Origin of the sequence: Aquitalea aquatica (genome assembly GCF_013911085.1) — a bacterium.
Taxonomy (GTDB): Bacteria; Pseudomonadota; Gammaproteobacteria; order Burkholderiales; family Chromobacteriaceae; genus Aquitalea; species Aquitalea aquatica.
This window is the reverse complement of the sequence record NZ_JACERN010000042.1, coordinates 34,664-47,801: the sequence shown is the minus strand read 5'-3', so window position 1 is coordinate 47,801 and position 13,138 is coordinate 34,664. Positions and strand designations below refer to the sequence as shown.

The following is a 13,138-nucleotide window of genomic DNA, read 5'->3' as shown; positions in this document are numbered from 1 at the left end:
GACATGGCTCAGCACTTATTTTTTTCTACGCAGCAAAACAGTGCCATCCGGCTGTGGCTGCGCCTGCAAGGGCAGCATGCTGGTGAGCATGCTCAGCAAGGTGTCACGGTCGTCGCGCTGTACGCTGCCGCTGAGCAAGAGGCTGGCCTGTGACGGGTCCTCCAGCCGCCATGACTGCGCCGACTGGCCATTGACTGCCTGCAGCAAGTCCCCCAGCGGCAGGTGGTTGAAAGTCCAGGTGTCACTCTGCCAGTCAAAGCTGCCCGCAGATAAGGGCCCTGTCAGATGCTGGCCCTGATAACGGGCCTGCTGTCCGGCAGCCAGTTGCAGCACCTGGCCGGCAAGACGCAGCTCCACCAGCCCTTGCTGTACATGCACCGCTACCTGATCCCCGTTGCGCAGCACGGCAAACTCGGTGCCGATATCGCGTAACTCGCCGGCACCGGCCAGTACTTTCAGCGGGCGCGGATTGGGTGCCACCCGGATGCTGGCCATACCCTGCTCCACCAGCAACTGCCGCTCGCCCCAGCGATAATCCACCCGTACCCGGCTATGCCCACCCAGCGTCAGCTTGCTGCCATCTGCCAGGTATTGGCTGCTGCCTTGTCCGTAGGCAGTGAACAGCGCCGACTGCACCGGCAAGTGCAACAAGGTCCAGCCACCCAGCACCACCAGCAACAGGCAGCCCAGGCTGCCAGCCCGGCCGCGTCGGCGCGCGGGTGCTTTGGCCAGCTGGTCCATGGCACCCCACAAGCGACATTGGGCGGCGTATTCCTGGCGGTGTTCTGCAGCGGCATCATGCCAGCGCTGGAATTCCGCCTGCTGCTGTGGACTCAGTCCCTCTTGCTGGCGCAACAACCAGCGGGCTGCTTCTTCCCGCAGTTGGCGGACTGCGGCATCGGCCTCATGGCTCATACCCACTCCAGCTGCTGGCGCAATGCCAGCATGGCGCGAATCAACAGCTTTTCCACGGCATTGAGGGTGATACCCAACTCGGCCGCCAGTGTTTTTTGCGGAATGCCATCAAAACGGAAACGGACAAATGCCTGACGACAGCGTGGCGGCAGGCTGTCTATCGCGTGGCGCAGCTGGGCCAGCTGCTGACGCGCCAGCACAATACGCTCGGGAGACGGGGTGGCGGACACCTGTTGTTGACATGACTCCAGCGGCACCATCCACCCGGCATGGGCGGCCTTGCCTCGGTAGTGATCTATCAGCAGGTGACGGGCAATGCAGAACAGCAAGGCACGCGGCTGACGCACATCATCCAGCGCTTTATCTGTCGCCAGGACGCGCACAAAGGTTTCATGCGCCAGATCGTCGGCCAAGGCTGGGCTGCCTACCTTGCCAGTCAGGTAGCGGCGCAGTTCCACAATATGGTTCAGATACAAGGAGGCGATGTCGGCAGAAATAGGCATGGCGATAGCCAGGCTGGCAAATCCCGACATCATAGACAGCGCCCACTGACAGCACCATGTGGCAAATTGTCACAGTCCGGCAGTTTGGCGACTAAGCACCTTCCTCTGGCTCGCGGTTCATCAGCGGACTGGCTCGGCCAGACAAGGTCTACACAGCCGAAGGCGGATGCTTGGCCAGCATGCGCTGCAAGGTGCGGCGGTGCATGCCCAGCGCCCGGGCGGTGGCAGAAACATTGCCATTATTCTCCAGCAGGATGCGCTGAATGTATTCCCAACCCAGCCGCCGCACGGACACCGGCCGCGGCGAGATGGGCAAGTCCGGGTCTGGTTCGGCCTGCGCAAAGGCCTGCAGAATGTCATCCACCGAGGCTGGCTTGGGCAGATACTGGGTGGCTCCCAGCTTGATCGACTCCACCGCCGTGGCAATGCTAGCATAACCGGTCAGCACCAGAATACGGCTGTCACTGAAATGGGTGCGCAAGGCGGGCAGCAGGTTCAGCCCGTTCTCCCCGCCCAGGTTCAAATCCAGAATGATACGCTGGCAACTATCCGCAGCATGACTCAGCGCCTCGCGGCCATTGTGTGCCAGCAGCACATCCAGCTGACGCCGCCTGAGGGTGCGCGCCAGTACCTGGCAAAAATCGACATCATCATCCACCAGCAACACGTTCATGGCCACTCCTTCATTCATGCCTGCAACACGCGTCACAGGCAGCAACGCCAACCGCACAAAAGCGACGCAGCACTCGCTGCGTCGCCCTGTACACCACTTACTCTGTATCAATCATCGTGATGCAGGCTTTCCTCAATCACCGCATTGATGACCCCCATGGCCACGGCCAGCGGCAGCCCCAACATCCAGGCGAAATACCACATGATTTTGTCCTTTCGCTTCAGTAAACACTCTTGCTGTTGGTTCGGATGTGCTGCTCGGTTACCTTGCCGCGCATCACGCGGTAGCACCAGGCGGTGTAGCTCAGCACGATGGGCGTGAAGATCAGCGCAGCCCAGAACATGGTGTTCAGCGTCATCTGGCTGGACGTGGCGTCCCAGGCTGTCAGGCTGGAACGCGGGTCCGAGCTGGACGGCAGCAGGAAGGGAAACAGGCTGACACCCGCCGTGCCAATCACCCCGGCCTGCACCAGGCTGGAGGCGATAAAGGCCAGGCCTGCTTTGCGCACCAGCGCCAGCGACACTGCAGCAGCGGCGCTGACAATGCCCAGCAACGGCAGGGCCATGGTCAGCGGATAACGCTGGTAGTTGGCCAGCCAGGCTCCAGCGGCACGCACCACGGTTTTGGCCAGCGGGTTGGACTGCGCGGCGGCTTCACCACCAGCGGTAATCACGTAACCATCCAGATGGCCCACCCACAGGCCGCCCAGCACAAACAGCACGATAGTCAGCACGCCAAACAGCATGGCGGCGCGGCGCGCACGTTGTGCCATCTTCTCCTCGGTGCGCAGCATCAGGTAGGTGGCACCTTGCAGCAGGATCATGCTGGCCGATACCAGACCGCACAGCAGGGCAAACGGGTTGAGCAAGGCCCAGAAGCTGCCTTCGTAGAACACGCGCAGGGTGTCGTCAAAATGGAAAGGCACGCCTTGCAGCAGATTGCCGAATGCCACGCCAAAGATCACCGGCGGCACGAAACCACCGACAAACAGGCCCCAGTCCCAGAAGGCACGCCAGCGCGGGTCTTCGATCTTGCTGCGGTAATCAAAACCGACCGGGCGGAAGAACAAGGACCACAACACCGCCAGCATCGCCCAGTAAAAACCGGAAAAGGCCGTGGCATAGACAAAGGGCCAGGCGGCGAAGATGGCGCCACCGGCGGTGATGAACCACACCTGATTGCCATCCCAGTGCGGGGCGATGGTATTGATCACCACACGGCGTTCGGTATCGCTGCGACCAACAAAAGGCAGCAATGCGCCCACGCCCATGTCGTGGCCATCCATGATGGCAAAGCCGATCAGCAACACGCCCACCAGCAACCACCAGATAAATTTGATTGTCGGGTAATCAAACATGACTCAAGCCTCCTTGCCAGCCAGTTGCGGCTTGCCGTGCGGGGTTGCTGTTTCTTGGTGGTAGCGGCCGGTACCCAGGCTGGCCGGGCCCAGACGGGCGGACTTCACCATCAGGAACATTTCGGCAATCAGCAGGCCGGTGTAGAACAGCACAAAGCCGCTGAGCGAGGCCACCACACTGCCCGCGGTCAGCGAGGAGGTGGACAGATGGGTCGGCAGCAGGCCGTACACCGTCCACGGCTGGCGGCCATATTCGGCCACCACCCAGCCCAGCTCGGCAGCAATCCACGGCATGGGAATCCACAACAGCGCCCATTTGAGCAGCCAGGTCTTGCCGGCAAAGCGGTTACGCAGGGAGAACCAGAAGGCGCAGCCAAACAGCAGCAGGAAGCTGAAGCCCAGACCAGCCATCAGGCGGAAGCTCCAGAACATCGGCGCCACATTGGGAATGGTGCTCCAGGCCGCCTGGTCGATGATGGCCGGGGTGGCGGTGCGTACGTCAGCCACATACTTTTTCAGCAGCAGGCCAAAACCCAGGTCGCCCTGATTCTTTTCGAAGGCTGCACGCAAAGCAGCATCCTGCGGTGCCTTGCGCAGGGCTTCCAGCGCAATCACCGCTTGCTGACCATTCAGAATGCGCTGCTTGTTACGCGCCACAATCTGCTTGATACCTGGGATTTCCTTGGTGGTAGAGCGGGTGCCAATCAGGCCCATCACATAAGGAAGGCGGATTTCGTAGTGATTGGTGCGATTAGCCTGGTCCGGAATGGCAAACAAGGTCAGCGCAGCCGGTGCCGGCTCGGTATCCCAGATGCCTTCCATCGCAGCAATCTTGGTTTGCTGTGATTCGGCCACGGTGTAGCCGGACTCATCGCCCAGCACAATCACCGACAAGGCCGAGGCAAAACCGAAGGCCGCGGCAATACGGAAGCTGCGGCGGGCAAACGGCAGGTCACGGCCTTTCAGGATGTACCAGCTGGAAATACCCAGCACAAAGCAGGCGGCCGTCACATAACCGGCGCTGACGGTGTGGACGAACTTGGCCTGTGCCACCGGGTTGAACACGATGTCCCACATCGAGCTCATTTCCATGCGCATGGTCTGGTAATTGAAATGCGCGCCTACCGGGTCCTGCATCCAGCCGTTGGCAATCAGAATCCACAAGGCGGACAGATTGGAGCCGATGGCCATCAGGATGGTCACCAGCAAATGTTTGCCGCGTGACAGTCGGTCCCAGCCAAAGAAGAAGAGGCCGATAAAGGTGGATTCCAGAAAGAACGCCATCAAGCCTTCAATGGCCAGCGGGGTGCCGAAAATATCTCCGACATAATGCGAGTAATACGCCCAGTTGGTACCAAACTGGAATTCCATGGTAATACCGGTGGTCACCCCAAGCGCGAAATTGATACCGAACAACTTGCCCCAGAAGCGGGTCATGTCGCGGTAGATTTCCTGTTTGGTAATGACATAGGCGGATTCCATGATAACCAGAATCCACACCATCCCCAGTGTTAACGGAACAAACAGAAAGTGATACAAGGCAGTTACAGCAAACTGCAACCGCGATATATCTACCAGTGCTTCATTCATGGTGCTACCTCCTCGTGTTGCAACCAGTGCGTGGCTGCCTTGGTCGGCACAACGGCCGGCCGTTCACGGAAAAATGCCGACCACAACAGGGCCAACAGAATCAACTTCACCAGCAATACCAGGACAATATCCCGGCGATAATTTTTTTTGTCTTTCATGGCCTCATGCACCTGCAATAAAAAACAGCGACACCATGCCATATAACTGGAATTGCCAGAATGCGACCAAATGTCGCAAGTCGCCAATGCCCTTTATTTTCAAGTGGTTTTTCAAGTGCGACATAATGCCACAATCAGAAAAACATACCGCGCAAATAAAAAAGCCGCCTCAGGGGGAGGCGGCACTCAACAAAGTGTTTGAAGTTTGCTTGAGGTGCTGAAATGGTATATCCATCACCAATAAAATGAAATGTGACAGAATGCCGCATCAAAACAAGCCGCATGAAATAAATATGAAATAAAAATGCCCACCTGGTCAGGGCGGGCATTTTATCTATCTGGTCAGGACAGTCATGCAGATGAGCTAGCAAGCCTTGGAGTGCTTGTATTGCGTAATACAATATAAATCAATTGGCCGGAATTAAAAATGTGGCATATTGTCGCAGCCCAAACTGCCTGCCAATAAAAAAGCCCACCATGCAGGTGGGCTGAATGACTAAACGCAGTCGGCTCAGAACTTGTAGTTGAAGGCGGTATACAGCGAACGGGCAGCTCCCGGCACGCCAACACCCCAGGCAATGCTGTTGATGCCCATGGTGGCACCCTGGCCGGTATAGGCCCCGCCCAGCGGCAGCGTGTAGAAGCGGTTGAACACATTGTCGATGCCCACATCCACGCTGAATTGCTTGGTTTCATAGCGGGTGCGCAAGTTGAACAAGCTATAGCCAGGGGTTTTGGCCTCATTACGCACGGCAGAAACCTCAGTCTTGGCGCGTACGGCCTGCCATTCGGCAGTGCTGGTCCATTGCCCCAGCTTATTCACCAGCGCCAGCTTGGCGTTGAGCGGCATGATGTTGTACAGATTGTCGCCGGTCGTCAGGCTTTCGCCACGGGTGTAACTCAGCTGCGCGGTGGCATCAAAGCTGCCATAGGCCGTGTTTTTGGCCAGCTGCAGCTTGCCGCTGACATCCACGCCGTATAGCTGGGCGTTCTGGTTGATGTATTGCAGCACCACATAGCCGGTAGTAGCGGTACTGCTGGCATCATAACGCTTGGCGTCGATATAGTTTTGCACGTAGCTGTAATACGGACTGACCCTGAACAGCCACGCTTCGCCATCCGCCGCATGCCAGTCAAGGCTGCTGCTTAAGGTATTGGCCACTTCCGGCTTCAGGTTAGGGTTACCGACATAACCGTTACCATCACCGGCAAAGTTATTCATGATGGAGGTCATGCTGTCGGTGGCCCAGGTATAGCGCTCGTACAGATTGGGCGAACGGGTCTTGCGGGCAAAAGCCAGTTCGTACTGCTCGGTTGCCGAGGGGATGTAGCGGGTCAAGGCCGAGAAGTCGATATTGTTGTCGGTACGGGCATGGCTCTGGGCATTGAAGGCAGCAGCGTCGCTGTCATACATGCTGCTATAGCCGGACACATTGTCGGCATTGGTTTTCACCTGGCTCAGACGGGTACCGATGATGCTGCGCCATTGCGGGGTCCAGTCCGCCTGCCATTCGGCAAACACATCCAGTTTGTCACGCTTGCCGTTCTTGATGTTCCAGAAGGTTTCCGGCCCCATCATCATGGTGTCCCCTGCGACTGGCGGCCACCAGTCATTCAACTGGTAGCGCTGGAATTCGGTACCCAGCTTCAGCTTGTTGCTGGCATTCAGCGGCAGATCCAGCGTGAGGCTGCCACCCTGGGTATGGCTGGCGGTGTCCATCGGCATGCCGATGTCGCCCATGTAATCCAGCTGTTTGTCATTACCGAAATCCATGTGATGACGCACATACTGGCTGTACAGCCGCGCATCCAGCTCGCCCCAGGCAAACTGGCCGTTGTAGTGCAGGTTCAGCTGGTCGCTGCTGTTGTCGGTCATGTCCATGCGCTGGTTGGCAAAGCCTTCGTATGGGGTGCGCTGCACACCCACCTTGGCTTCCAGCAGCTGGTAGTAGTCACGCCAGGCCACGCCCAGTTCATGGTTTTCGGTCTTGTAAGCGGTGGAGCCCACAGTGTCGCCATCCATCCAGGCACGACCGGAAGCTGCGGCACCGGCGCTCTTGAAGTTGGCCGCGGCGTCGTAGTTATTACTACGGGCAGTGGAACCGGTGTAGTTGATGCTGACATGGTCGTTGGCCAGGGTAGCACTGGCATTGGCACCACGCGCATCGCCATTGCTGCGGTAGAAGGCCCCTACTTCGCCGCCCTGCAATATCTGGCCTGGCTCGGCAAACTGCAGCGCAGCCGACTTGGCCACGATCACTCCACCGATATTGTCGCCCCCGGCGCTGACCGGAGCGGCAGCGTTATACACCTGCACGCTGTCCACCTTGCTGGCATCCATATAGGACAGCGGCGAGTTCATGTGATTGGGACAGGAGGCAATCAGGCTGGCGCCATCGGTCTTGACCAGCAGGCGGTCGTCGGCCAGGCCACGCAGCACCGGCAGGCTGGAAAAACCACCGGCTGCGTGCAGAGTCAGGCCGGGGATGTCTTGCAGCAGTTGGGCGCTGTCGCTGCTGCGCGCTGCTTGCCCAGCCAGTTGTGTCTGGCTGAGGCTGCTGCCATTGGCCTGGTTGTCCGGCCGGCTGCCGTGGACAACTACCTCCGGCATTTGCTGTACTTCAGTGCTGTCGGCGGCATAAGCCAGCTGGCCAAGGGCGGACAGCGCAAGGGTGACGGCCACAACGGCCGGTTTGGTCTGGTAATGCATGAGGCTTCCCAAGTGAGCAACGGATAATCAGCCGGGCCGGTCAAACTGGTGATTGCCAGCCCTGTTATGCCGATCAGGCCCAAGCATGCTTGCCGAACACAGTTCGGCGGCCTGGCCTGTCAATCTTGCGAGCTTACAAGCTTGCCAAGGCAAAGCGCTGTGACATATTGCCGCACCATGCTGCGACAATTTGCCGCAGCCACCCATCCCGCCCTTTCCTTAAAATGACGGCCTTGTCACCCGATATCCAAAGAATAATGACCAGCCGCCGCACCGCCATCCTTGCCCTGTGCCTGTCCTCCCTGCTGGCCCTGCCCGCCTTTGCCAAACCGCTCACCATCAGTGATGCCCTTAACCGCAAGGTGGTGGTGGATGTTCCGGCCAAACGGGTAGTGCTGGGTTTCAATTTCGAGGATTTCACCGCCATCGCCGGTACCGAGGGCTGGAAACGCGTGGTAGGCATCAGCAAAAACCCCTGGGCTGGCTGGCGTCCGGCCAACTGGGCGCTTTATCAGCAGGTGATTCCGGCACTCAAAACCATGCCGGACGTGGGTTATAGCGAGGACAACACCTTCAGCGCGGAAAAGGTGATTGCGCTGAAGCCGGATGTGCTGATCCTGCCCGAGGGCAGCTTCAAGGTGCTGGGCACGGCGGTACAGCAAATCACCCAGGCGGGCATTCCCATCGTGGTGATCGACTACAACGCCCAGACGCTGGAGCGGCATCTGGCCAGCACCCGCGCCATTGGGGCGGTGATGGGCAGCAATATCCGTGCAGAGGAACTGGCGCAGCAATACCAGCGCAAATACCGTGACATCCTGCGTCGCGTGGCACTGGCCAAAGCCAGCAGCAAGCCAAAGGTATATGTGGAGCTGGGCCGCGACGGCGCAGACACGGTGGGCAATACCTACCGCGACACCATGTGGGGCAAGCTGCTGGACACCCTGGGCGCGGATAATCTGGCCAATGGCCGCATTGCCGCCAACTGGGGGCCGCTGAACCCGGAAGCCGTGCTGGCCGCCCAGCCGGACTACATCTTCATTGCCGGCTCGTCCTGGGTAAACCGCCCCAAGGCAGTCAAACTCGGATACAACCATAACGCTGCGGACGCCCGCACCAGCCTGCAGGCCTATCTGGGCCGCCCCGGCTGGAGCAGCCTGCCCGCCGTGCGCCAACAGCATGTTTATGCTATCGAACACGGCTTGTGCCGCAGCCTGAACGACTACACCGCCATGGCCTTTATCACCAAGCAGCTGTACCCGGCGCAGTTTGCCGATGTCGACCCGCTGGCCGAATTGCGCCAGTACCACCAGCGCTATCTGCCGGTTGCCTATAGCGGCAGCTGGTTGCTGTCTCTCAAACCATGAGCACACTGACTCTCGCGCTGACTGGCCGCTGGCAGTCCTGGCTTGGCCGCAGCGGCTTGCTGCTGCTGGCAGCCCTGTTGCTGGCTGGCAGTTTGCTGCTGGACATTGCCAGCGGCCCGGCACAGCTGAGCATGACTCAGGTACTGCACAGCCTGCTGCAAGGGGAAGGGGGCGATGGCGTCATCGTGTGGCAAATCCGCCTGCCGGTGGCGCTGATGGCGCTGGCGGTGGGCGCGGCGCTGGGGGTATCCGGGCTGGTCATGCAGACCGTGCTGCACAATCCGCTGGCCAGCAGCTACACACTAGGCATTTCGGCGGGGGCCGGTTTTGGCGCGGCCCTATTCATAGTGGCGGGCAGCAGCCTGGGGCTGGCCGAAGCCTGGGGCCTGCCGCTTTGCGCGCTGGGCTTTGCCTTTGTCGCCGGCAGTGCGGTATTGCTGATTGGCCGTCACCGTGGTGGCAATGCCGAATCCTATGTACTGGCCGGTATTGCGCTGCTATTCCTGTTTCAGGCGCTGCTGTCCTTGCTGCAATACCTGGCCGCACCGGACGCCCTGGCGCAGATCGTATTCTGGCTGTTTGGCAGCCTGTACAAAAGCGGCTGGCATGCGGTGGGACTGATGTGGCTTACCCTGCTGCTGGCCTGTGGCGTACTGGCGCGCGACGCCTGGCGCTTTACCGCGCTGAGTCTGTCAGATGAACGCGCCGCCAGCCTGGGCATTACGGTAAGCCGCCTGCGCTGGCGCGCGCTGGCCCTGGTGTCCTTGCTCACCGGCGTGGCGGTGGCCTTTGTCGGCACCATCGGTTTTGTCGGGCTGATTGCCCCGCATATGGCGCGCATGCTGCTGGGTGAGGACCACCGGCTGTTGATTCCCGGTGCGGCGCTGTCGGGTGCCTTGTTACTGTCACTGGCCTCGGTACTGGGCAAATGGTTGTCACCCGGCGGCTTGATTCCCATCGGCATTGTCACGGCGCTGATCGGCCTGCCCTTCTTCCTGCTGCTGATCTTGCGTAGAAAAGGCGGGCAATAAGATGCTGCAACTCACACAGCTATCGGTACGCCTGGCCGGGCAAACCGTGCTGCACGGGCTGGACCTTGCCAGCGGCCCGCAAGGCAGCATCACCTGCCTGCTGGGGCCCAATGGCTGCGGCAAATCCACCCTGCTGCGCACCCTGGCCGGGCAACTGGCCTATGCCGGCAGCATCCGGCATGCCAGTCAGCCCGACTGGCAGCACCACCACGGCACCCTGCCCGCCAAGGTGGCCTGGCTGCCGCAGGACTGTGGCAGCAACAGCCGGCTGAGTGCAGTGGAAGTGGTACTACTGGGCAAGCTGCAAACCCTGGGCTGGCGCGTGCCGGAAAGCTTGCAGCAGCAAGCCCGGCAGCAACTGGCGCAGCTGGGCTTGTCCGCTGTGGCGCAACAGCCGCTATGCCAACTGAGCGGCGGGCAGCGCCAGATGGTGTTTCTGGCACAGGCATTGATGCGTGAACCGTCCATCCTGCTGCTGGACGAACCCATCAGCGCGCTGGACCTGCAACACCAGCAGCAAGTACTGGCACTGATTGAGCAGCAAACCCGCCAGCGCAATATGCTCACCATCATGGTGCTGCACGACCTGAATGCCGCCCGGCGTTACAGCCAGCATTGCTGGCTGCTGCAACAGGGGCGCGTGCTGGCGGCTGGGGCAACGGCAGAAGTAATGACCCCGGCCTTGCTCAGCCAGCTATATCACACGCCCATTTCCAGCATCACCGCCGATGACGGCTTTGCGCTGTTTTACCATGGTCGCCATGCTCAGCCTGCCTGAGGGCCGTGGCCTGCAGGCTCAGGCAGCAAATGCACGGCACTGCCTGATGCACTCCGCACAGGACTCCATGCAGGCGCGGCACGGAGCGTGCATGCTGCTGTGCTGCTTGCAGGCTTTTTCGCATACGGTACAGGCTTCCAGCGCCACCTTGGCCATGGCCGGCAACAAGGCCGAATCCTGTGCTGCCAGGCTTTGCAAGGCCGTACAGCACGCCAGCATCTGGTTGATGGCCTTGGAACAATCAGCCATCGAATCATCACCATTACCCAGCAAGAACAGGCAATGGGCCAGACAGTGCTGGCCATTCAGCACACAGTGGCTTGCCGCCTCTGCCAGCGCAGCGGTCTTGCTGACAGGTGCGCTCGCCGCAGGCATGCTCTCCGCCCGGCCCACCGTACTCAATGCTGCCAGAGTAAAGGCACCAACAGCTCCAATGGCTTCACGACGGTCCATCATTTCTCCAATCAATATTTCAGGACATAAGATTTAAATGCTACGCCAGATCATGCAATCTGCGCGCAAAATTAAACGGCAATGCGCCGGGGAGCTGACCGCCAGCCAGCCCTGAACACCGGATGGCAGGCACTGCGCTGCTAGCTTGGCGTGTCGCCTCGGCAGGCCCGGATCGTTTTTTTATAATCTATCTTTTTCACACCAACAGGAGTTCCCATGCTGCGTTTTATCCGTTTTGCCCTGCTGATCATCACCGCCAGCCTGTTCACCAGCACGGCCGCCTGGGCCCATGCCCATCTGAAAGCAGCCGAGCCGGCCGCCAACAGCATAGCCAGCAGCCCTGCCAGCCTGAGCCTGACATTTTCCGAAGCACTGGATGTGAAATTCAGCGGCATCAAGCTGATTAACGCCAGCAAGCAGGACATCGCGCTGGGTGAAGCCACGCTGACCAATGGCGGCAAGACACTGGTGGTGAAACCGGCCCAGCCATTGCCCGCAGGAAGCTACCAGGTGGAATGGCATGCCTTGTCCGTGGATGGCCACAAGACCAACGGCACGTATAGCTTCAGCGTAGGCAAGTGAACTCGGCTGATTACTTGTTATGGCTGTGCCGCTGGCTGACAGACGGTGCAGCCATGTGCTTGTTCGGCACGGCCTGGTTTCTGCTCAGTCTGGTGCCAGGCGGGCTGGGCAGCCGGCTCGGGCATGCCTGGCAGCCGAGGCTGGCGCGGCTTCGCTGGCTCATCCTGCTCGCCACCTTGTGTGCACTACCCTTGCACAACGCCATCCTTGCCGATAGCTGGGCAGACAGCTGGCAGATCAGCAGCCTGGCCATGCTGGCCGGTGAATCCAGTATCGGTCGGGCCTGGTGCTGGCAGTTGGCAGCAGCCTTGCTGCTGGTGCTGTCCGGCCATGCCGGGCAAAGGGCCGGCGCTGCACCAGTGACGGCACTCCTTGCCACCGCATTATTGGCCAGTCTGACGCTCAGTGGTCACGCGGCAATGAATGAGGGCTGGCTCGGCGTAGTCCATCAACTCAACGACCTGCTGCATTTACTCGCTGCGGCAGCATGGCTGGGTGCGCTGCCGCTGGTATTGCAACTGATGCGGCAAACCGGGCCATGGCGGCAGCCTGCCATGCAGGCGCTGATCCGCTTTTCCACGGCGGGTCATGCGCTTGTTGCAGTCGTCATCCTCACCGGCATGGGCAATTTCTATCTGATCAACGGCAGTTTGCTACCCGATGGTTTTTCCGCGTATACCATCCTGCTGGGCTTAAAACTGCTGGCGATACTCGGCATGGTGCTGCTGGCCGTGTTCAACCGCTACTATCTTGTTCCGCGCATGCGCGACAAGCGCAGCGCCATTCCCTGGTTGATCCGCGCCGTTAACATGCAAATTGCCCTGTGCCTGCTTGCTTTGGCATTGCTAGCCTGTCTTGGCACGCTAGATCCGCACTGAAATTCTGTATCCGGCAAGCATGCCATCAGCTTGCCTATGTCCCGATACGCCAGACTTGGTGCAGCAGCTTTCTCCGGCACACCTTCAGTAGCAAGGAAACTGCATATTGGCTGTCATCAAAAACAGGGAAGGAAAAACCAGGG

14 protein-coding genes are annotated in these 13,138 nt (G+C 59.9%); 5 read left to right on the top strand and 9 right to left on the bottom strand.

Annotated elements, in window-relative coordinates:
- Positions 1-15: 15 nt before the first annotated feature.
- The 8 genes from H2Z84_RS17925 to H2Z84_RS17890 all read right to left on the bottom strand — a co-directional run bounded on the left by H2Z84_RS17925 (position 16) and on the right by H2Z84_RS17890 (position 7,906).
- Entirely contained in the window at positions 16-915 is a 900-nt protein-coding gene (locus H2Z84_RS17925) for a FecR family protein (RefSeq protein WP_181837162.1), read from the bottom strand.
- On the bottom strand, positions 912-1,451 hold the full coding sequence (locus tag H2Z84_RS17920; RefSeq protein WP_220272904.1) for an RNA polymerase sigma factor: 540 nt from the start codon (positions 1,449-1,451) through the stop codon (positions 912-914). The genes H2Z84_RS17925 and H2Z84_RS17920 overlap by 4 nt, the downstream gene beginning before the upstream one ends.
- A gap of 115 nt (positions 1,452-1,566) precedes the next feature.
- Entirely contained in the window at positions 1,567-2,091 is a 525-nt protein-coding gene (locus H2Z84_RS17915) for a response regulator transcription factor (RefSeq protein WP_258869471.1), read from the bottom strand.
- Between the two features lie 107 nt (positions 2,092-2,198).
- Positions 2,199-2,294 (bottom strand): cytochrome bd-I oxidase subunit CydX, encoded by a 96-nt coding sequence (gene cydX / locus H2Z84_RS17910; protein WP_113023936.1) that lies wholly within the window; start codon positions 2,292-2,294, stop codon positions 2,199-2,201.
- Between the two features lie 17 nt (positions 2,295-2,311).
- Entirely contained in the window at positions 2,312-3,448 is a 1,137-nt protein-coding gene (gene cydB / locus H2Z84_RS17905; protein ID WP_181837161.1) for a cytochrome d ubiquinol oxidase subunit II, read from the bottom strand.
- A 3-nt stretch (positions 3,449-3,451) separates the two neighbouring features.
- Entirely contained in the window at positions 3,452-5,038 is a 1,587-nt protein-coding gene (locus H2Z84_RS17900) for a cytochrome ubiquinol oxidase subunit I (RefSeq protein WP_181837160.1), read from the bottom strand.
- Positions 5,035-5,196: a cytochrome oxidase putative small subunit CydP gene (cydP, locus tag H2Z84_RS17895; protein WP_181837159.1), complete on the bottom strand. Its 162-nt coding sequence runs from the start codon at positions 5,194-5,196 to the stop codon at positions 5,035-5,037. Before cydP ends, H2Z84_RS17900 begins: the two co-directional genes overlap by 4 nt.
- Before the next feature lie 511 nt (positions 5,197-5,707).
- Positions 5,708-7,906: a TonB-dependent receptor gene (locus H2Z84_RS17890; RefSeq protein ID WP_181837158.1), complete on the bottom strand. Its 2,199-nt coding sequence runs from the start codon at positions 7,904-7,906 to the stop codon at positions 5,708-5,710.
- 257 nt (positions 7,907-8,163) lie between these two features.
- Here H2Z84_RS17890 and H2Z84_RS17885 point away from each other — a divergent pair, with 257 nt between their 5' ends.
- The 3 genes from H2Z84_RS17885 to H2Z84_RS17875 are packed head-to-tail and all read left to right on the top strand — an operon-like array spanning position 8,164 to position 11,082.
- Positions 8,164-9,273 carry an ABC transporter substrate-binding protein gene (locus H2Z84_RS17885; protein WP_181837157.1) on the top strand — a complete coding sequence of 370 codons (1,110 nt, stop codon included), beginning with the start codon at positions 8,164-8,166 and terminating at the stop codon, positions 9,271-9,273.
- On the top strand, positions 9,270-10,304 hold the full coding sequence (locus H2Z84_RS17880) for a FecCD family ABC transporter permease (RefSeq protein WP_181837156.1): 1,035 nt from the start codon (positions 9,270-9,272) through the stop codon (positions 10,302-10,304). Before H2Z84_RS17885 ends, H2Z84_RS17880 begins: the two co-directional genes overlap by 4 nt.
- A gap of 1 nt (position 10,305) precedes the next feature.
- Positions 10,306-11,082: an ABC transporter ATP-binding protein gene (locus H2Z84_RS17875; protein WP_181837155.1), complete on the top strand. Its 777-nt coding sequence runs from the start codon at positions 10,306-10,308 to the stop codon at positions 11,080-11,082.
- 18 nt (positions 11,083-11,100) lie between these two features.
- On the opposite strand, the gene H2Z84_RS17870 is transcribed toward H2Z84_RS17875, so the two are convergent.
- Entirely contained in the window at positions 11,101-11,535 is a 435-nt protein-coding gene (locus H2Z84_RS17870; protein WP_181837154.1) for a four-helix bundle copper-binding protein, read from the bottom strand.
- 216 nt (positions 11,536-11,751) lie between these two features.
- On the opposite strand from H2Z84_RS17870, the gene copC reads away from it, so the two are divergent.
- Both copC and copD read left to right on the top strand, forming a co-directional pair.
- Complete coding sequence (gene copC, locus H2Z84_RS17865) at positions 11,752-12,117, top strand: copper homeostasis periplasmic binding protein CopC (RefSeq protein ID WP_220272903.1); 366 nt, start codon at positions 11,752-11,754, stop codon at positions 12,115-12,117.
- Positions 12,114-12,995 carry a copper homeostasis membrane protein CopD gene (gene copD / locus H2Z84_RS17860; RefSeq protein ID WP_181837153.1) on the top strand — a complete coding sequence of 294 codons (882 nt, stop codon included), beginning with the start codon at positions 12,114-12,116 and terminating at the stop codon, positions 12,993-12,995. The genes copC and copD overlap by 4 nt, the downstream gene beginning before the upstream one ends.
- The last annotated feature ends 143 nt before the right edge of the window (positions 12,996-13,138 follow it).